17 protein-coding genes and 1 tRNA gene are annotated in these 19,078 nt (G+C 71.9%); 9 read left to right on the top strand and 9 right to left on the bottom strand.

What is annotated here, in order from left to right; translation table 11 throughout:
- Positions 1 to 64: 64 nt before the first annotated feature.
- The 3 genes from HDA32_RS27425 to HDA32_RS27435 form a co-directional block, all read right to left on the bottom strand.
- On the bottom strand, positions 65 to 409 hold the full coding sequence (locus tag HDA32_RS27425; RefSeq protein ID WP_179645899.1) for a VOC family protein: 345 nt from the start codon (positions 407 to 409) through the stop codon (positions 65 to 67).
- Between the two features lie 9 nt (positions 410 to 418).
- Positions 419 to 856: a pyridoxamine 5'-phosphate oxidase family protein gene (locus tag HDA32_RS27430; protein ID WP_179645900.1), complete on the bottom strand. Its 438-nt coding sequence runs from the start codon at positions 854 to 856 to the stop codon at positions 419 to 421.
- A gap of 64 nt (positions 857 to 920) precedes the next feature.
- Entirely contained in the window at positions 921 to 1,583 is a 663-nt protein-coding gene (locus HDA32_RS27435) for a response regulator (RefSeq protein WP_179645901.1), read from the bottom strand.
- A 736-nt stretch (positions 1,584 to 2,319) separates the two neighbouring features.
- Here HDA32_RS27435 and HDA32_RS27440 point away from each other — a divergent pair.
- Together HDA32_RS27440 and HDA32_RS27445 are read left to right on the top strand one after the other, a co-directional pair.
- The gene (locus tag HDA32_RS27440) at positions 2,320 to 3,033 is read left to right on the top strand and encodes a hypothetical protein (protein WP_179645902.1); all 714 of its coding nucleotides are present in this window, start codon (positions 2,320 to 2,322) and stop codon (positions 3,031 to 3,033) included.
- A complete protein-coding gene (locus HDA32_RS27445) occupies positions 3,030 to 5,207 on the top strand; it encodes a bifunctional polysaccharide deacetylase/glycosyltransferase family 2 protein (protein WP_179645903.1) in 2,178 nt (725 codons plus the stop codon). The genes HDA32_RS27440 and HDA32_RS27445 overlap by 4 nt, the downstream gene beginning before the upstream one ends.
- A 398-nt stretch (positions 5,208 to 5,605) precedes the next feature.
- Here HDA32_RS27445 and HDA32_RS27450 read toward each other — a convergent pair whose 3' ends face one another.
- From HDA32_RS27450 to HDA32_RS27465, 4 genes are all read right to left on the bottom strand, one after another.
- The gene (locus tag HDA32_RS27450; RefSeq protein ID WP_246334503.1) at positions 5,606 to 6,187 is read right to left on the bottom strand and encodes a TetR/AcrR family transcriptional regulator; all 582 of its coding nucleotides are present in this window, start codon (positions 6,185 to 6,187) and stop codon (positions 5,606 to 5,608) included.
- 843 nt (positions 6,188 to 7,030) lie between these two features.
- On the bottom strand, positions 7,031 to 7,540 hold the full coding sequence (locus tag HDA32_RS27455; protein ID WP_179645905.1) for an NUDIX domain-containing protein: 510 nt from the start codon (positions 7,538 to 7,540) through the stop codon (positions 7,031 to 7,033).
- 392 nt (positions 7,541 to 7,932) lie between these two features.
- On the bottom strand, positions 7,933 to 9,405 hold the full coding sequence (locus HDA32_RS27460) for an amidase (RefSeq protein ID WP_376766996.1): 1,473 nt from the start codon (positions 9,403 to 9,405) through the stop codon (positions 7,933 to 7,935).
- Between the two features lie 229 nt (positions 9,406 to 9,634).
- The gene (locus tag HDA32_RS27465) at positions 9,635 to 10,615 is read right to left on the bottom strand and encodes a D-2-hydroxyacid dehydrogenase (protein ID WP_179645907.1); all 981 of its coding nucleotides are present in this window, start codon (positions 10,613 to 10,615) and stop codon (positions 9,635 to 9,637) included.
- A gap of 490 nt (positions 10,616 to 11,105) precedes the next feature.
- Here HDA32_RS27465 and HDA32_RS27470 point away from each other — a divergent pair, with 490 nt between their 5' ends.
- From HDA32_RS27470 to HDA32_RS27490, 5 genes are all read left to right on the top strand, one after another.
- The gene (locus tag HDA32_RS27470) at positions 11,106 to 11,588 is read left to right on the top strand and encodes a DUF3830 family protein (protein WP_218882624.1); all 483 of its coding nucleotides are present in this window, start codon (positions 11,106 to 11,108) and stop codon (positions 11,586 to 11,588) included.
- A gap of 302 nt (positions 11,589 to 11,890) precedes the next feature.
- Positions 11,891 to 12,652 (top strand): maleate cis-trans isomerase family protein, encoded by a 762-nt coding sequence (locus HDA32_RS27475; protein ID WP_179646998.1) that lies wholly within the window; start codon positions 11,891 to 11,893, stop codon positions 12,650 to 12,652.
- Positions 12,653 to 12,702: 50 nt separating this feature from the next.
- The gene (locus HDA32_RS27480; RefSeq protein ID WP_179645909.1) at positions 12,703 to 13,446 is read left to right on the top strand and encodes a maleate cis-trans isomerase family protein; all 744 of its coding nucleotides are present in this window, start codon (positions 12,703 to 12,705) and stop codon (positions 13,444 to 13,446) included.
- An 81-nt stretch (positions 13,447 to 13,527) separates the two neighbouring features.
- Entirely contained in the window at positions 13,528 to 14,226 is a 699-nt protein-coding gene (locus tag HDA32_RS27485) for a GntR family transcriptional regulator (protein ID WP_179645910.1), read from the top strand.
- A gap of 146 nt (positions 14,227 to 14,372) precedes the next feature.
- Positions 14,373 to 14,696 carry a glyoxalase/bleomycin resistance/dioxygenase family protein gene (locus HDA32_RS27490; RefSeq protein ID WP_179645911.1) on the top strand — a complete coding sequence of 108 codons (324 nt, stop codon included), beginning with the start codon at positions 14,373 to 14,375 and terminating at the stop codon, positions 14,694 to 14,696.
- Between the two features lie 185 nt (positions 14,697 to 14,881).
- Here the strand turns inward: HDA32_RS27490 and HDA32_RS27495 are convergent, their stop codons facing one another.
- Complete coding sequence (locus HDA32_RS27495; RefSeq protein WP_179645912.1) at positions 14,882 to 16,354, bottom strand: NAD-dependent succinate-semialdehyde dehydrogenase; 1,473 nt, start codon at positions 16,352 to 16,354, stop codon at positions 14,882 to 14,884.
- A 232-nt stretch (positions 16,355 to 16,586) separates the two neighbouring features.
- Here HDA32_RS27495 and HDA32_RS27500 point away from each other — a divergent pair, with 232 nt between their 5' ends.
- Together HDA32_RS27500 and HDA32_RS27505 are read left to right on the top strand one after the other, a co-directional pair.
- Complete coding sequence (locus HDA32_RS27500) at positions 16,587 to 17,852, top strand: aspartate aminotransferase family protein (RefSeq protein WP_179645913.1); 1,266 nt, start codon at positions 16,587 to 16,589, stop codon at positions 17,850 to 17,852.
- A gap of 181 nt (positions 17,853 to 18,033) precedes the next feature.
- Positions 18,034 to 18,106: transfer RNA gene (locus HDA32_RS27505), tRNA-Arg, on the top strand.
- 405 nt (positions 18,107 to 18,511) lie between these two features.
- Here HDA32_RS27505 and HDA32_RS27510 read toward each other — a convergent pair.
- Complete coding sequence (locus tag HDA32_RS27510) at positions 18,512 to 19,066, bottom strand: transposase (RefSeq protein ID WP_179645914.1); 555 nt, start codon at positions 19,064 to 19,066, stop codon at positions 18,512 to 18,514.
- Between the last annotated feature and the right edge of the window lie 12 nt (positions 19,067 to 19,078).

Genomic DNA, 19,078 nt, shown 5'->3' on the forward strand with positions numbered 1-19,078 from the left:
GGCGGGGCCGACGGCCGGGGAGCCGGCCGCGTCACCGACCTCCGCGGTCAGTACATCTAGACATCTAGCGCACCAGGCAGAACTCGTTGCCCTCGGGGTCGCGCAGTACCTGGAAGGAGCCCTGCTCGTCGGTGACGACGTCCCCGACGACCTCCGCGCCGGACGCGTGCAGGGGGTCGGTGGCCTGGACGATGTCGTCGACCTCGACGTCGATGTGCAGGCGGTTCTTGCCGGTCTTGTGCTCGGGCACCCGCTGGAACGCCAGCCGCGGCCCGCCGGGCGGATCGACGTAGGACCAGTCGGGCGAGCGGTCGACCGGCTCGCCCCCGAGCACGAACGCCCAGAACCGCACCAGGCGGGCGGGGTCGGCGCAGTCGACGACGACCTCGTGCAGCTTTCCAACGGCCATGGGGGCAGCCTAACCGCACGCCCCGTCCGGCTCGACGTAGCGACCCGGGATCCGGCGGCCGGTGATGATGTCGGTCTCGACCCGGATGAAGTGCGACCTCGGCCCCGGCGCCCAAGGGCGCAGCGGCAGCCGTTCGAGTTCGGCCACCTCGTCGGGGTCGGTCACGGCGCGCCCGGTCCCGACCACCATGACCGACCAGCCCGTGCGCGCGCAGACGTCGTAGTCGTCGACCTCGAAGGCCACAACGGCGTCGCGCGTGGCCCGTGCGAGCTTGGAGCCGGAGGACGTGCGCACGATGATGTCCGCGCCGTGCAGGGCGAAATTGACCGGCTGCACAGCGGGCAGCGCCCTGTCGGTGAACACGATGCGCCCGATCGGCGCCGCGGCCAGCAGCCACAGGCACTCCTGCCGTTCGAGCACTTCGAGACCGGCGGTGTCGATCGTCATGTCCCCCCTCGTCTTGGCCCACGCACCATCGTGGCCCGCCGGTTGGACCTCTCCCGCGCCGGTTTCAGTTCCCCTTGCTGCGGAGCTGGGCGACCAGGACCGCGGCCTGGGTGCGGCGCTTGAGGTCGAGTTTGGCGAGCAGGCTGGACACGTAGTTCTTTACGGTCTTCTCCGCGAGGTAGAGCCGGTCACCGATCTGCCGGTTGGTGAGGCCCTCCCCGATCAGGTCCAGGATCTGCCGCTCCTGCGGGGTGAGCACGGCGAGCGGGTCGGGCTGGGAGGAGCTGCCGCGCAGGCGCTCCAGCATCCGCCCCGTGCTCCGCGGGTCCAGGAGCGACCCGCCGGCGGCGACCGTGCGGACCGCGCCCACCAGGTCGGCGCCGTGGATCTGCTTCAGCACGTAGCCGGCCGCACCGGCCATGACGGCGTCGAACAGCGCCTCGTCATCGGCGAACGAGGTCAGCATCAGGCACGCGATCTCGGGGTGGCCGGAACGGATGTCGCGGCACACGCTCACGCCGGAGCCGTCGGGCAGCCGGACGTCGAGCACCGCGACGTGCGGGCGCACGGTCGGGATGCGGCTGATCGCCTGCTCGGCTGTTCCGGCCTCGCCGACGACCCGCATGTCGCCCTCGCCCTCCAGGAGCGCGGCGACGCCCCGTCGCACCACCTCGTGGTCATCGACCAGGAACACCCTGATCGGATTCGGCGCGGCCGTCCTCGCCATCGATCGCCTCCGCAGTCGTCACGTCGTCGCCTGACAAAGACGGTAACGCGCACATGAGGAACCGTAGGCGGCGAACGGCTCGTTTGCGCAGGGACCAATGTCCCGAATCCGGCGGCCATATCCCCCCGAAAACGCACGGCAACCAGCGAATTCCGCTTCGTGACGCCCCGTGGCCGTGCACCGGACCGGCCGAACGCTCCGCAGCGCACTCCGGCCGTCCGCTTCATCCGCGATCGCACGGGGCGACCGCGCAAGGCGCGGAAACCGCGGGCGGAGCGGAATCCACCGGCGGAACAGAATACGCACACATTCAAAGGGAATACAGAAAGGATTTCCCGCCATTCCACCGACCGCGGAAAAGGCTGCAGAACCGGGGGCGGAACGGATGCGGGACGGGTGCGGAGCGGATGCGGGACGGGCGCGTCCCGACGGCCGGAAAACGGTCGGGGCCGAAATTCGTTCCTCCGAATCGGGCGCCGGATCGATCACTCCAGGTAGCCGCAAGGTACACGCAGGGCTGCACAACATTCCAGGCCATAAGGTTCACATCCGCCCGGTCGCGTTTCGGAGCACCTCCGCGGAACCCGCTGAAAGCACTGGGAACCGGACGGTCCGGAACGACAAACCATTCTTTACTCTCGCATTTCAGTCGGCAAGAGTACGCTGTTTTGAGTATCGACCGACGCCCCCGCTCGGCGCCCTTTCTCCCGTGCCTCCTAGCCGGAAGAGTTCTGCCTTGAGCGACACCACGCATCCGGGCCGACCCCTCGCCGACGGCTCCGGCACGACCACCGCGACCGCCGGGCGCGCCCCCGTGTTCGTCGACGCCACCGGACGGCGACGGCGTCTCGCCCTGCGCCTCGCCTACGGCGCGGCCGGATGCTGCGTCGTCATCGTCGTCGGGATCGGCGTGCTGCTGGGGTCGGGCACCGTTCCGCACGGTCTGCTGTCGCTGCCGTTCGCACCGCAGAACGCGGTCGATCGGCTCATCAGCGGCCTGCCGCCCGGCCTGCTGGACACCGAGCCCTCCTCCGGGAGCCCGTCCTCCGCCGACTCCCCCGGCTCCCCCGGCTCCTCCGGGGCGCCCGCGCCCTCACCCGACGACCGCGCCGGCGCCGCCCCGGACCCGGCCCGAGTCCCCGAGGCCGCGACCGGATCCGGCGACGGCGCAGACCCCGCCGCACCGGCGGAACAGGCCGGGGCGGAACCGGGCGCTCCCGCAGGCGAAGCGCCGCCTCCTGCCGCGGACGGCGGCGAAGCACCGGCCCCGCCCGCCGGTGGCGGCGGCGACAGCGGTGGCGCCGATCCCGCGCCGGGGGACCGCACCGATGCGGAACCGCCCGCGCCCGGCACGTCCGAGCCGCCGGCTACGCAGGAGCCCTCCCCGCAGGAACCCGCCCCGTCCCCTTCGCCCGGTCCGGTGGACGCCTCGCCGGGGACGGCCGGATGACCCGCCGGGGCGGCGCGCACCGCATCCCCTCGGCTCCGGGCGTCCGGCTGCGGCCGCACTGGATCGTCGGCGTCGTCATGCTGGACACGTTCATCGTGGCGCTGCTGATCAGCGGCGTCGTCCGAGCCCAGATCGGGGTGGACAGCAGGATCGACCCCACGCACGAGTCGAACCTGGTGCCGCCGGGGCTCACCGAGGGCGGCGCGATCATCGACCCCACGCACGGCGCCCCGCGGACGCTCGCGGTCCCGGACCGCACCGCCGTGCTGACCTTCGACGACGGCCCCGACCCCACGTGGACCCCGCGCGTCCTGGACGTGCTGGACGAGCACGACGTGCCGGGGACCTTCTTCGTCGTCGGCTCCCAGGTCGCCCGGAACCCCGAGCTCACCCGCCGGATCACCGACTCCGGATCCGAGATCGGCATCCACACGTTCACGCACGCCGACATGGGACTGCTGTCCGACCAGCGCCGCCGGCTGGAGCTGGCCTACACGCAACTGGCGGTCACCGGGGCGACCGGCGTCACCAGCTCGCTGCTGCGCCCGCCGTACTCCTCCAGCCCCGCCGCGATCCACAACGGGACCTGGGAGATCATGCGCCAGGCCGGGAAGCGCGGCTACATCACGGTGCTGTCCGACATCGACACGCTGGACTGGCAGCGGCCCGGCGCCGACCGGATCGTCGCCAACGGCACACCGGAGCCGGGGAAGGGCGGCACGATCCTGCTGCACGACGCGGGGGGCGACCGCGCCCAGACCGTGGCTGCGCTCGACGTGCTCATCCCGCGGCTGAAGGCCGAGGGCTACACCTTCTCCACCGTCGCCGACGTGATCGGCAGCGAGACCGCCAACCCGCCGGCCGACATCGGTGAGCAGGCGCGCGGGAACGGCCTGCTGTTCGCCGTGACCGCGTCCGTCTTCACGGTGCGCGTGCTGACCGTGGCACTCATGGTGGTGGGCGCACTCGTGATCGTCCGGCTGCTCGCCATGTTCCTGCCGGCGGGCCGGCACGCCCGGCGGCGGCGCGCGAACGGCGGGCGGTGGGGACCGCCCGTGGCGCGGCCCGCGTCGGTCGTCGTGCCCGTGTACAACGAGCGCGCGTGCATCGAGGACACGCTGGCCTCCCTGGTCGGCGGCGACCACCCGGTCGAGATCATCGTGGTGGATGACGGCTCCACCGACCGGACCGCCGACGTCGCCGAGGCGTTCGGGCACCCCGATGTGCGGGTGGTCCGCAAACCCAACGGCGGCAAGGCCTCGGCGCTCAACACGGGCGTCGCGGCCGCGAGCCACGACATCATCGTGATGATGGACGGCGACACCGTCTTCGAACGGGACACGGTGCGCAGGCTGGTGCAGCCGTTCGCCGACCCGGAGATCGGCGCGGTCTCGGGCAACACGAAGGTGGCGAACCGGCGGCGGCTGATCGGGCTGTGGCAGCACATCGAGTACGTCATCGGATTCAACATCGACCGGCGGGTCTATGACCTGCTGCGCTGCATCCCCACCATCCCCGGGGCGGTGGGCGCCTACCGCAGGACGGCGCTGGAGCAGGCCGGCGGGGTCAGCGACGCCACGCTCGCCGAGGACACCGACCTGACCATCGCCGTCAACCGGGCCGGGTGGCGGGTGGTCTACGAGGAACGAGCGCGCGGCTGGACGGAGGCGCCCTCGACGCTGAGGCAGTTGTGGCGACAGCGCTACCGCTGGAGCTACGGGACCATGCAGTCGCTGTGGAAGCACCGCCGCGCGTTCGTGGAACGCGGCGCGTCCGGGCGGTTCGGCCGGATCGGGCTGGGCAACATCGCCGTCTTCCAGGTGCTGCTGCCGGTGCTGGCACCGCTGATCGACGTGTTCACGCTGTACGGGGTGCTCTTCCTCGACCCGGCGAAGACGCTGCTGGCCTGGTGCGCCGTGCTCGCGCTGCAACTGGCCGGGGGCGTCTACGCGTTCCGCCTGGACCGGGAGCGGATGTGGCCGCTGCTGGTGCTGCCGCTGCAGCAGTTCGTGTACCGCCAGTTGATGTACGCGATCGTGCTGAAGTCGGTCGTCACCGCGATCACCGGCAAGCGCATGGGATGGCGGAAACTGCAACGCATCGGCGGCCTGCGCGCCCTCGCCGGAGAAGAGGCCGCGAACACCGACCGCCGTCATCCCGCGGGCGCGCAGTAAGGCCGAGGGGTGGTTCGGGTGGTGGGTTGTCCACGTGGGGCGGGCCGGGGTGGGCTTTGGGGTGGGGTGTCCACCTCAGCAGAACCGCGTAAAACCCACCCTCACCCTGTCAAGACCCAGAACCAACCCCCACCCACCAGCCTGTGGACAAGTCCCCCGCTGTCGCCGCCGTCAGGCAGGCGAGGGCGAGGCGGGACCGCTCTCCACCCGACGGCCCGCCGAGTTCGTGGCCGTGGTCGAACGCGGCGGGCTGCCGGAGGGCACCGACCCGGCGGAAGTGGTCGGGGCCGCGGTGGGGCCGCCGTTCCACCGCCTGTTGATCACCCGCGAACCGGTCGCCGGCCCCGAAGCCGACCGTGCGGCGGCCGCCGCATTCACGGCGGCGCGGGCCGGCGCGTTCACGGCCGGTCGGCCTCCGTCGGCGCGGTGCGGTCTGACGTGTGGCGGTGCGGCCAGGCGGCGAGCACCAGGGTCAGGGACTCCCTCGCCTTCTCGCCGACGCAGGGGTCGCGGTCCATGTGCGCCGAGACCATGATCCCGTCGAAGTGGGAGACGCAGATGGCGGCGAGCCGCTCAGCCCGGTCGTAGCCGCAGCGGTCGGCCAGCTCGGCGTAGAAGTCGTGCAGGCGGCGGCGGTACTCGTCGAGCACGTCCATGACGATGCCCGGCTCCGGGTACTCCGCCGCGGCGTTGACGAAGTTGCAGCCGCGGCAGTTCTCCTCCCCGCACCACTTCCCGGCCTCGTCGATCGTCGCGAGGATCATCTCCCCGTCCCGGGGCGGGGCGCCGTCGGCCGCCTGCCGGATCCGGCCCTGCATCATCCCGATGCGCTCGGTGAGGTAGGCGGCGACCAGGTGGTCCTTGGAGGGGAAGTGCGCGTAGAGGGTGGCCTTGGCGACACCGGCGCGGGCGATCACCCTGTCGATGCCGACGGCGTGGATGCCGTGGGCGTAGAAGAGCTCGTCAGCGGCGCTGATCAAGCGTTTCCGGGCGCGCGAGGGAGCGCCGTCCACCGGTGCCGTCACATGCAGGACAGTACAGCAGCGGCCACTTCACCAAACCAGACAGACTTGTCTGTCTGCAGCCGCTAGGATGAACGCGCCGAGGCGGGACCCCGACGGGCGTCTCCGTGAGGGACTTGGGCCGCGCGCGGTCCGCCGCGAGGCCGATCCGGGACAGGAGGGGCCGGATCGAATCGCAATGCGGCGCAGCGTGGCCCAAGCACCCTCACCGGCCCGGTCGGTGGATTCGGCGGGTCCAGTGAGCCCGATCGGTTCGGTCGATTCGACCGGTTCGACCGGTTCCAGCCCGAACGCTTCGGGGTCCCGCGCTCCGCGCGATCGAGCGGGCGGGGCCGGGAATATCGCGGGGGGCCACCTGGTTGTGCCGTGTGCGGGTCGGTGCGGTAGCAAGTGTCCCCCGGGCTCCACTACAAAGCCTTCGTGGAATACCGCGTCCGGCACGGCCACTCCGGTGGGCGTACGGACGGTCTTCGGAGCCGCGTTGTGCACCACGCCGTGAGGCGACCGCCGTACCGTCCTGCAGCGTTGAGGGCCCCGCCGACTTTTGCCGGCGGGGCCTTCGCGTTCACCGGCCCCGCTCGGGGCCCTCCGGCGCGCGTTCCCTCGCCACGGGTTCCCTCATCGCACGCGCTCCGGCTCCGCGAGCGCCGCGGATTCGCCGACGGCGGCCAGAACGGAGTCGAGGAGGCCGGGGAACCTGGCGTCGAGGGCGTCGTGATCGGGGTTGGGCCGCAGGGAAGGGCGGCGGCCGGATGGTGCTGATACGGCTGATACGGCTGGTCCGGCCGTCTCCGGACGGTGCTACCCGGAATCGGTGTCCTCGTTGACGTGCCCCAGATGGAACGGTTCCGCGCGAGGCTCTCCGTTCCTCAGAGCGCCGGGCAGGAGGGCAGCCGTGTTCTTGGGGCGGACCACCGTCACCCGTGTGGTCGTCAACTCCTCGATCGTCCACCAGTGACGCCCGTAGCGGGCCTCGTCGGTCCCGACCCGCATCGCGCCCGCCTCCTCAGCGGTGACGCGAAGGAGCCGGTACTCCTCGTACTGGTCGAAACCTTGGCCGTCGACCCTGAAAAGCGCCTGCCGCATCCAGACCACCGGCCCCAGCCGCCGCGCAGGCAGATCCGGCGCCGTCTCCTCCCGCACCTCCCGCACCGCGGCCCGCGGATACTCTTCACCGGGCCCGCCCCCGCCGCCGGCGGTGAACCACCACCCCGACCCCGGCTTGCGCGGATCCCGTCCGCACAGCAGGAGAAGGCGGTCGCGCTCGTCGGCCAGCAGGACACGAGAGGTCCACCGCTTCCTCAGCACCATGGGAGCCGACCCCAGCCGTTCGGCATCGGCTGATCGTCAGGCGTCCCGATCGGCCGGGCGGCGCCGACCGGCCTCTCCGCGGTGGTGCCGTGCCCCGCTCTGCCGTATCCGCCCTCTTCTGCACACCGTCGCCTTCTGCACACCGCCGCCGTCCATGGACGGGACGCCACGGGCCGGGACGGCGCGGCGCATAGTGCGCCGGTGCTCAACCGCGGGTGAGTATCTCCGTGGGCATGGCGTGCGCCGCAGCCGCCCACTGGCGATCGCGTGCCGTGGGCGGTCCCGGCGGAACCGCCCACAGCGCGATGGCCGCGGCGGTGCTCAGACGGCGGCTGCGGCCCCGATGGCCGGCGGTCGGCAGCCGATTCACCGGCCGCCGGGGCCGCCTCGCCTCACGGCCAGGTCCGCGTCCACGGCCGCGCCTGCTCGAAGGCGTGCGCGGCGGAGAGGACCAGGCCGTCGGCGTGGCGGGGGCCGACGATCTGCAGGCCGACGGGCAGCCCTTCGGCGGTGAACCCGCAAGGGACGCTCGCCGCCGGCTGCTGGGTCATGTTGAACGGGTAGCTGAACCCGGCCCAGCTCGTCCAGCGGCGCTGCCCGGAGTCCGGCGGGGCCTCGCACCCCGCCTCGAACGCCGGAATCGGCATCGTCGGGGTGAGCAGCAGGTCGTAGGTGTCGTGGAAGCGGCCCATCAGCCCGCCGAGCGCCATGCGGGTCGCCATCGCGGTGAGGTAGTCCTGCGCCGAGTAGGTCAGGCCCTCCTCGATGACCTCCCGCAGCCCCGGGTCGAGCAGCTCGCGCTGCTCGGCCGTCAGGTGCTCCGTGGCCTTGGCCGCGCCGGAGAACCACAGCACGTGGAAGTCCTGGACCGGGTCGGCGAACCCGGGGTCGGCCTGCTCGACGTGCGCGCCGAGCTCCTCGAACACCCGCACCGCCGCGGCGACGGACTCGGCGACCTGCGGGGCGACGTCGTCCACGTATCCCAGCGTGGGGCTGAAGGCGATCCGCAGCCCCGACATCGGGCGCTCCAGCGTTTCGGTGAAGCTCTCGGTCGGCCGGGCCAGCGCCGACCAGTCGCGGCTGTCGGCGCCGCACATGACGTCGAGCATGAGGGCCGCGTCGGCCACCGTCCTGGTCATGGGGCCGGAGTGCGCCAGCGTGCCGAACGCGCTGGCCGGGTAGTGCGGCACCAGGCCGTAGGTGGGCTTCAGGGCGAAGATCCCGGTGAAGCTCGCCGGGATGCGCACCGAGCCGCCGCCGTCGGTCCCCGTGGCCAGCGGCGCCATGCCGCAGGCGACCGCGGCCGACGCGCCGCCGCTGGAGCCGCCGGGGGTCTTGGCGAGGTCCCACGGGTTGCGGGTGACGCCCGTGAGCGGGCTGTCGGTGACGCCCTTCCACGCCAGCTCGGGGGTCGTGGTCTTGCCGACGAACACCGCGCCGTGCTCGCGCAGCCGGGCGACGACCGGGGAGTCCTCCGGCCAGCGCTGCTCCGGGTCGACCGTGCGCGAACCGCGCAGCGTGGGCCAGTCGCGGGTCAGCATGATGTCCTTGATGGAGGCCGGAACGCCGTCGAGCCGCCCGACGGGCTCGCCGCGCTGCCAGCGCTCCTGTGCGGCGCGTGCGGCCGCGCGCGCCTCGTCCGGCTTCACCAGGCAGAACGCGTTGATCGCCGGATTCTCCCGCTCGATGCGGTCCAGGACCGCCTCCGTGGCCTCCACCGGTGACAGCTCGCGGCGGGCGTAGGCCGCGACGAGCTCCGTCGCCGGAAGGTCGGCGGGCGACGAACCTCGCCGCTCCGCCCGGTGGGGCACGGGTTCCCCGTTGTCCGCGTTCAACCGGCTCTCTCCCTGGGCCTTGGTCCGCACGGGCTGCCTCTCTCCATCTCGCTCGGGCTCACTGGAATGCGGGTCTTTTCGGGAGGCCGGGTCCGCCGGGAAGCGGAGCTCCCCGGGAGGCGGTCCACCCGGGAGGCGGGTCCCTCCGGGGACGGCTCCCGCGGAAACCGGATCCATCGGGGAACCGGGCCTCTCGGACGACCGGACCTCTCGGGCGACCGGACCTCTTGGACGGCCGCCCTCTGGCGGAGCGGTCCCGTCAGGAACCGGACACGTATCCCCGGTGCTTGTCCACGATGTTGTGCGGGTCGCGGCCGGTGAGGAAGCGGTCCAGGTTGGCCAGGAACAGTTCCACCAGCTCCTCGCGCCAGCCCACGACGTCGCCGGACATGTGCGGCGAGACGACGACCCCGGGCAGGTCCCACAGCGGAGACGACTCCGGCAGCGGCTCCGTCTCGAACACGTCCAGGGCCGCGCCGGCGACGGCGCCGTCCCGCAGCGCCGCCACGAGGTCGTCCTCGACCACGAGCGGACCCCGGCCGACGTTGATCAGCCGGGCGGTGGGCTTCATCCGCTCCAGCGCCGCCGCGTCGATCAGGCCGCGGGTGGCGTCGGTGAGCGGGGCGGCGAGCACGACGTAGTCGGCGCGGGGCAGCGCCTCGGCCAGGTCGCCGGAGGCCACGACGGTGCCGAAGTCGGGGTCGGAGTCGCGGGCGACGCGGCCGACGCCCTCGACGGTCATGCCGATGGCGGAGAGCCCGCGGGCGATGGCCCGGCCGATGGGGCCGGTGCCCACGACGAGCGCGCGCCGGCCGCCGACCCGCTCGGTCTCGCGGTGCCGCCAGAGCCGGCGCCGCTGGAGGTCGTGGCTGGTCTGGAAGTCCTTGGCGAAGCTCAGCACCAGGCCGACCACATATTCGGCCATGGGCTGATCGAACACGCCGCGGGAGTTGGTGACGACGACGTCGCTGTCGACCAGGGCGGGGAACATCAGGTTGTCCACCCCGGCGGTGGCGGCGTGCACCCACCGCAGCGAGTCGGCCTTGGGCCAGGCCGCGGCGACGGCCTCGGAGAACAGGTCCCAGACGAACAGCGCCCGCGCACCGGGCAGGGCCTCGGCGAGCCGGTCCGCTGTGGCGTAGCGGACGGAGGCGAGCCGGGGATCGGCGTCGATCCGGTCCCGATTGGGCGGCAGGTCGTCACCGTGCAGGACGACGAGGTGCGGCGGTTCGTTGCTCACGGGGGCGGCTCCCGGTTCTTCGACGCGGTCGGCTGATGGTTGTCGATGTCGGTGGTGCCCATGCCTGGATGCGACTTATCCACAAGTCGTGAACTTTTCTGGCCGCGGGTAGGCCGACTCGGGTGGACTTGGGAGTGGGGGACCGTTTTCTCCCCCTACCCCTGGGGGACCCCCGGGGATAGGGGCGGTTGTATCACTCCGTCCCCCCATTCCCAGAAGTCACAGACACGTAACACTTGGCCCCCTCAAAGCCATTGACACGCTAAGTAGCAATCGTATGATTGTCAACAATCCGCGGCTCTCAGCCAGTGGGGTCCAAGTCGACAGTGCTATCCCTGGTTCCGCACGTCCTCGGCGCGCTTCCGGCCGGTCGCACCGGCGGGCCCGCTCTGCCGTTCGAGCAGGGCGGAAACGGCGGCCATCAGGGGCCGCCGGCGTCACCAACCCGTAAGCCCAACCCGAAAGGGCCGACCCAACGATGCCCAGGTACATGACCATCAGCTTGGAGAAGCGCGGCGTCAGCTGCGTGGCCGAACTCCTCGACAAGGACGCGCCGCGCACGTGCGAGGCGGTCTGGAACGCCCTCCCCCAGGGCGGCGACATCTACCACGCCAAGTACGCCCGCAACGAGGTCTATGCGATGGTCCCCCGGTTCGCCGACGAGGAACCGGGTCAGGAGAACCCCACCGTCACCCCCATCCCCGGCGACGTCGTCTACTTCTCCTTCGACGGCGGCATGCTCGACCGCCGGTTCAAGGAGGAGAAGGGCATCGACGCGCTCCCCGGCGTCATCGACCTCGCCATCTTCTACGGCCGCAACAACCTCCTGCTCAACGGCGATGTCGGCTGGGTGCCCGGCAACGTCTACGCCACGATCGTCGACGGCCTGGGCCGCATGGCCGAGGCCTGCAACGACGTCTGGCGCTCCGGCAGCATCGGCGAGCGCCTGACCTACCGAAGGCTCGAAGAGTAACCGCGGCCCCGCACGCCCCGCCACGAGAGCCGGCCGAGGACCGGCCGGGAGCCGGTCGAAAGCTGAGCGCTGAACAAGATCCAGAAGGAGGTGAGTGACCAATGCGGACCGATCGGCCGACCAGTCACGCACTGAGCCGCATCGAGCAGGAGGAGCGGGTCGAGAACACCCGGCTGCGGACCGCCGAACCGGCGCGGCCGTCGACGTCCCCGCGCGCGGCCGCCGCCACATCGACGACGGAACCGGCGAGGGAGCAGGCGGCGGGACCGAAACAGGAGCGGGCGGGCACGGACGCCGCGGACATGGCCAACGTCGTGGAGATCTCCGCGCTGAGTGAGCCCCCCGGGCAGTCGGGGGTGGGGGTGGTCGCCCCCTTCGACTTCGCGCTCGACCGCGAACTGTGGCGGTGGGCGCCCGATGACATCTCGCTGTACCTGACCCGGCTGCCCTTCGTGCCCGTGCCGGTGACCGTGGACATGGCCTCGGCCCTCAGCGACGGCGAGAACGTGCGCCGGGCCACCCGCGACCTGCTCGCGCCGGAACCCCTCGTCGTCGGCTACGCCTGCGCGTCGGGGAGCTTCGTCGACGGCGCCGAGGGCGAGCGGCGGCTGCACACCAGCATCCTCGACGCGGGGGCACCCGCCGCCGTCACCACCTCCGGGGCGCTCATCCGGGCCCTGGAGGCGCTCGGCGTGCGCCGGATCGCCGTGGTGACGCCCTACGTCGACAGCGTCACCGAGCGCCTGCTCGGCTACCTCGGCGAGTTCGGCGTGGAGACCGTCAACAGCGTCGGTCTGGGCCTGCTGAACCACATCTGGAAGGTCACCTACTCCGAGGTGGTGCAGGCCGTCCGCGACGCCGACCGCCCCGAGGCCGAAGCCGTCTTCATCAGCTGCACCAACGTTTTGACCTACGACATCATCGCGCCGCTGGAGCGCACGCTCGGCAAGCCGGTCCTGGCCGCCAACCAGGTCACGATGTGGGGCGCGCTCAACGCCATCGGCCGCAGGGCCGTGGCGAACGACCAGTGGCTGCTGGAGGCCACCGACCGGACCGCGGCCTAGTGCGCGGCCACGGCACCCGGCCGGACACCGACACCGGAAAAGGAGGGTTCATGGGGGCGACGATCGGCTTCCTCTACCCGGGTTACAGCGCCGAGGACGACTACCCCGCGTTCCAGCGGCTGCTCGGCGACGACGTCTCGCTGCGCCTCGTCCACACCCTGATGCGCGAGGACGCGCACCGGGTGGACGCGCTGCTGGACGTCGGCGGCCCCGACGTGCTGGGCGAGGGCGCCCGGACGCTGCGCGAGCAGGGCGTCGACGCCGCCGTGTGGGCGTGCACCAGCGGCAGTTTCGTGTTCGGCTGGGAGGGCGCGAAGCAGCAGGTCGACGGCGTCCGCGAGGCGGCGGGCGCACCGGCGTCGAGCACGTCGTTCGCGTTCGTCAACGCGATCCGGCACCTGGGCGCGCGCCGGGTGGCCATCGCCGCGACCTACCCCGACGACGTGGCGCAGCGGTTCGTGGAGTTCCTGCGCGACGCCGACATCGAGGTCGTCTCCATGGCCAGCCGCGGCATCGTCACCGCCGCCGAGGTGGGCACGCTGCCGGCCCCGGACGTGCTGGACTTCGTCGCGCTCAACGACCGCGCCGACGCCGAGGCGGTCCTCGTCCCCGACACCGCCCTGCACAGCGCGGCGATCCTGGAGGACCTGGAGGAGCGTCTCGGCAAGCCGGTGCTCACCGCCAATCAGGTGAGCGTGTGGGAGGGGCTGCGGCTGGCGGGCGCGACCTCGCCCCGCAGCGGACTGGGTACGCTGTTCCGTTCCGCGCCGGCCGTCTCCGTGGCGGGCGCCTAGCGAACGACCGTGACGAGGGTGCGGTTAGGGTCGGATCCGGCCCTGACCGCACCGCCGATTCAAGAGAGGCGATCGAATGTCATGAGCACCCCAGGGGAACTCGAACCCGTTGCCAGGGAGTCCACGGCCGCCCTCATCGCCAACCAGTTGAGGTCGGCGATCATGTACGGCTCGCTGGCCCCGGGGGACCAGCTCGGGGAGACCGACCTCGCCGGGAGGCTGGGGGTCAGTCGGGGGCCCCTGCGCGAGGCCATGCAGCGGCTCGTGCAGGAGGGGCTGCTGCGCAGCGAGCGGCACCGCGGGCTCTTCGTCACCGAGCTCACGCCCGATGACGTGCGCGACGTCTACACCGCCCGCCTCGCCGTCGAGCGCAGCGCGTGCGAGCTGATCATGCGCGGGAACCGGGGTGAGGCGCTGGCCCGGCTCACGGCCGCTCTGGCGGCGCTGGTGACGGCGGGGCGGACCGGCGATCGGGTGGCCATGAGCGATGCCGACCAGGAGTTCCACCAGACCCTGGTGAGCTGCTCGGGCAACACCCGGCTGGAGCGGATGGCGCAGACGCTGCTGGTGGAGACGCGCATGTGCCTGACGGTGATGCAGGAGGCCTACCCCGAGCCGGGCGAGCTCGTGGAGGAGCACCAGAAGCTGGTCGACGCCATCTCCGATGGCGACGAGGAGCTCCTGCTGCGCCTCATCGAGTCGCACATGCTCGAAACGATCGAGCGGATCAACCACCCCGGCGACGGCGGCGCCGGCCCCTCCCCGGTCACGGCGGAGTAGGCCCCGCCGGGCCACGGACTACGGGCCACGCACGGGTCGCGAGGCTCGGGCTTCGCCACGGGGCGGGGTCCGGCCTTGCGCTCCTCTATGGCCGAGCCCGGACTCAACCGGCGCGAGCCGAGTCCGACTTTGCACGACTCGGCAGGGTGCACGGCTTCGAGTCGGCCACCGCGGCCGCCCGCACCCTGCTGGTCCTCTACACCGATCGCGTGGAGGAGTGCCGCGTGTTCTGCGGCGCGCTCGGCCTCGGCTTCGAGCGGGAGCGGCACGGCCGCGGCCCGCAGCGCTACGCCGCCGTGCTGCCCGACGGCACCGTGTTCGAGATCTACCCGGCCACGGTCGAGCGCCGGACCGGCGCGGTGCGCCTCGGCTTCGGAGTCGACGGCGCCGCCCTCGATCCGCCGTCGCGGCCCGGCCGGCATCCGCTGACCGCCCCGGACGGCCGGACGGCCGAGGTGCACGCGGGCTGACCGCGGCCCCGCCGCCCTGGGGAAGCCCGCGGCCGCAACGTGAGCCCCCCGGTATCCCCGCCGCCGCATCGGCGCCGGGAACAGGGGGCCCGGCCGGAGCCGGGCCCCCGGGCGGGGTCCTCCTGGGCCGGCGGTTCTCCGGCCCTCCCCGTTCCCTCGCCGGCCCCGCGGCCGGCCCTCTCCGGCTAGTCGATCCCGGCGATGCCCACGTACTTGGTCTCCAGGAACTCCTCGATGCCGACGTTGCCGCCCTCGCGGCCGAGGCCGGAGTGCTTCACCCCGCCGAACGGGGCCGCCGGGTTGGAGACCACGCCCTGGTTGAGGCCGACCATGCCGGCGTCCAGCGCCTCCGACACCCGAAACGCCCGGCCCAGATCCTGGGTGAAGAGGTAGCTGACCAGGCCGAACTCGGTGTCGTTGGCGGCGGCGACGGCTTCGTCCTCCGTCTGGAACGGGATGATGGGGGCCACCGGGCCGAAGATCTCGGTGTGCGACAGCTGGCTCTCCTGCGGCACGTCGGCGAGCACGGTCGGCCGGTAGAAGTAGCCGTCCCCATCGCTCGGACCGCCGCCGACCATCACCTTCGCGCCCCGGTTCACCGCGTCGTCCACCAGGCCCTGGACCTTCTCGCGCGCCTTGGCGTCGATCAGCGGGCCGACCTGGACGCCCTCGTCGGTGCCCCGGCCGATCTTCAGCGCGCCCATCCGCTCGGTCAGCCGGCGGGCGAACTCGTCGGCGACGCCGGCCTGCACGTACATCCGGTTGGCCGCGGTGCACGCCTCGCCGATGTTGCGCATCTTGGCCATCATGGCGCCCTCGACGGCGGCGTCCAGGTCGGCGTCGTCGAAGACCAGGAACGGCGCGTTGCCGCCCAGCTCCATGGAGGTGCGCAGGACCTGCTCGGCGCTCTGCTCGATGAGCTTGCGGCCGACGGGGGTGGATCCGGTGAAGGAGATCTTGCGGATCCGGCCGTCGCGCAGCAGCGGCTCGGTGACCCCGCCGGCGTCGGTCGTGGGAATGACGCTGAGCACGCCTTCGGGCAGGCCGGCCTCGCGCAGGATGTCGGCGAGCGCGAGCGCGGACAGCGGGGTCTGCTGGGCCGGCTTGAGCACCATGGTGCAGCCGGCGGCGATCGCCGGCCCGATCTTGCGGGTGCCCATCGCCATGGGGAAGTTCCACGGGGTGACGAGCATGGCCGGGCCCACCGGCTGGCGCATGACCAGGAAGCGCGCCTGGCCGTTGGGGGAGACGGAGTAGCCGCCTTCGATGCGCACGGCCTCCTCCGAGAACCAGCGGAAGAAGTCGGCGGCGTAGGCGATCTCCCCCTTCGCCTCGGCCAGCGGTTTGCCCATTTCCAGCGTCATGAGCAGGGCGAGGTCGTCCTGGCGCTCCATGAGCAGTTCGTAGGCGCGGCGCAGGATCTCGCCGCGCTCGCGGGGCGGGTGCTTGCGCCACGTCGGCTGCGCGGCCGTCGCGGCGTCGAGGGCGGCGAACGCGTCGTCGGTCCCGGCGTCGGCGATCTCGCACAGCACCGAACCCGTGGAGGGGTCCTCCACCTTGAACGTCGCGCCGGATTTGGCGTCGCGCCACCGCCCTCCGATGAAGAGCTGCTTGGACACCTGGTCGACGACCCGTGCCTCACGGTCTGCCGCGGTCATATCCAGTCCCCTTCCGGGCTCGTGCTCATGCTCATGCTCGTGCGTCGTGGGTCGCCCCTGCCCCGGGTCGCCCTCGCGGACATGGTCCCGTTGAATACGCCTTCCCACCTGGCGCGTTCGTTAACGGCTCGACCGGGGTAGGGGCGAGGTGTCCGTGCCTGGACACCACCCTGGCGCGGATGATTCCATAGCGCTGTCGATTGTCAACAATCCTACGGAATGAGGTCCGAGAATGGCTGAGCAGTCGGCCGAGCTCTCCCCGATCCTGAAGCAGGCGACGCCGGTTCTCGCCGCGCGCGGCGAGGGCGTCTACATCTACGACGAGGACGACCGCCGCTATCTCGACTTCACCGCCGGCATCGGCGTCACGAGCACGGGGCACTGCCACCCCAAGGTCGTCGAGGCCGCGCAGCGGCAGGTGGCGACCCTGGTCCACGGCCAGTACACGACCGTGATGCACCGGCCGCTGCTGCGGCTCACCGAGCGCCTCGGCTCGGTGCTGCCCGCGGGCGTCGACCGGCTGTTCTACGTCAACTCCGGCAGCGAGGCCGTCGAGGCGTCGCTGCGGCTGGCGCGGCAGGCGACGGGGCGGCAGAACGCCATCGTGTTCCAGGGCTCCTTCCACGGCCGGACCATGGCGGCGGCGTCCCTGACCACCTCGGGGGTCAAGATCCGCGCGGGCATCGGCCCGCTGATGCCCGGCGTGGCGGTGTCGCCGTTCCCCTACGCCTACCGGTACGGCATGAGCGAGGAGCAGGCGAGCGAGTTCGCGCTGCGCGAACTCGACTACCTGCTGGCGACCGTGAGCTCGCCCAAGGACACCGCCGCGATCTTCATCGAGCCGGTGCTGGGCGAGGGCGGCTACGTCCCGGCGCCCGCGTCGTTCTTGACCGGGCTGCGCGAGCGCGCCGACCGGCACGGCATCCTGCTCGTCATGGACGAGGTGCAGACCGGCTTCGGGCGCACCGGCCGGTTCTGGGGCCACGACCACGCAGGTGTCCGGCCCGACATCGTGATCACCGCGAAGGGGCTCGCCAGCGGCTTCCCGCTGTCGGCGATCGCCGCGCCGAGCGAGTTGATGGAGAAGGCGTGGCCGGGGTCGCAGGGCGGCACCTACGGCGGCAACGCCGTCTCCTGCGCCGCCGCGCTGGCCACCCTCGACGTCATCGAGGAGGAGGGCCTGGTCGACAACGCCGCGCAGATGGGCGAGCGCCTGCACAAGGGGCTGGCCCAGGTCGCCGACGCCCACTCGGTGGTCGGTGACGTGCGCGGGCTCGGCCTGATGATCGGCAACGAGTTCACCGCGGCCGACGGCTCCCCCGACACCGAGGCCGCCGCCCGGGCGCACCGGGCCGCGGCGGACAAGGGCCTGCTGCTGCTGACCTGCGGCCCGCACGGCAACGTCGTGCGGATGATCCCTCCGCTGATCGTGACGGCCGACCAGGTGGACGCCGCCGTGGAGATCTGGGCCGAATCGGTCGCCCAGGCGACCGCCTGACGGTCCCGCCCGACGGCGGGCGGCGCGGGGCGACAGGGGTCCGAGCGGCCGCGAACGCGCTCGGTCTCCCTGTCGCCTCCCTCACACCCCCGCCCGGTCCCCGATTAACCGGTCGGGACCGCCCTCTCCCCTGTGCTAGAGTTTTTCCCGTCGGCCAGAGAGCCGACCACAACTGAAACAAGCGCTCGTAGCTCAATGGATAGAGCATCTGACTACGGATCAGAAGGTTGGGGGTTCGAATCCTCCCGAGCGCGCCGCATTGAGACAGCGACGAAGAGGCCCTGACCTGGACTGACAGGTCAGGGCCTCTTCGTATGCATAGGCGCCTGCGACGTCCGCCATGTGCATGGGTGCAAACTATTGAGGTTTGCAGAAGTCGAGTGGGCCTTTAGGTGCAGGGACGGTTCTGCGGGAGGTTGCCGGGAGAGTGCGGCCCTCTTGGCGCGTCCTTCACCGGTGAGCCCGGCGTGGGGCCGCGCCTCCCGGCCGAAGCGGTGGCGCGGATTCGCGCACACCTTTGCCGTCTGCTTCGGCGGCGGGGCGCGGCCCACCGGCGGCGATAAAGCATCCCGCCCGAGGAAAGGGGCCGCGCTCCCGCCGCAGCCTCCCCGCCATCCCACCCCGCACAACTTCTGCAAACCTCAGTACTGAGCTTTTCGTTAGTTCTGTGGGCGCGAAGTATGGATCTCCAGGCCGGTGTGGGCCAGGAACGACCAGGCAAGCCGCTCCTCCTCACACACCCGGTTGATCCCGGCCTCGGCGGCATCGGCAACGTCGGCCAGATGTTCCCCGGCCACATTGGCCAGCTCCCGTGCCTTGATGGCCGACCACAGCATCTCCACCGGGTTGAGCTGGGGAGCATAGGCGGGCAGCCGCTCCAGGGTCAGCCAGTCCTGCCGCGCCGCCCAGTCCCGCATCGCATGGCTCCAGTGCGCCCCGAGCCCGTCCCAGACCAGTACCACCGGCTCACCCCGGTAGAACCGCTTGAGTTGTTCGAGCACCTCGATCAACGCGACGGTGTCATAGGTCCCCGGGCGCAGGTCGAAGCACAAGCGCGCTCCGCGGCATGCATCGGCGGCGTGGTAGCCCAGCGCGGCGGCCATGCCGGCACGTTTCCAGTTCAGCCGGTGCCTCAGCGCGGGCGTGCGTCCGCGGGGAGCATAGGTTCGGCGCACGACCGGCAGCAGCGACACGCCCGATTCGTCAAAGAACACGATCCATGCCCG

This window comes from Spinactinospora alkalitolerans, from assembly GCF_013408795.1.
In the GTDB taxonomy this organism is placed as follows: Bacteria; Actinomycetota; Actinomycetes; order Streptosporangiales; family Streptosporangiaceae; genus Spinactinospora; species Spinactinospora alkalitolerans.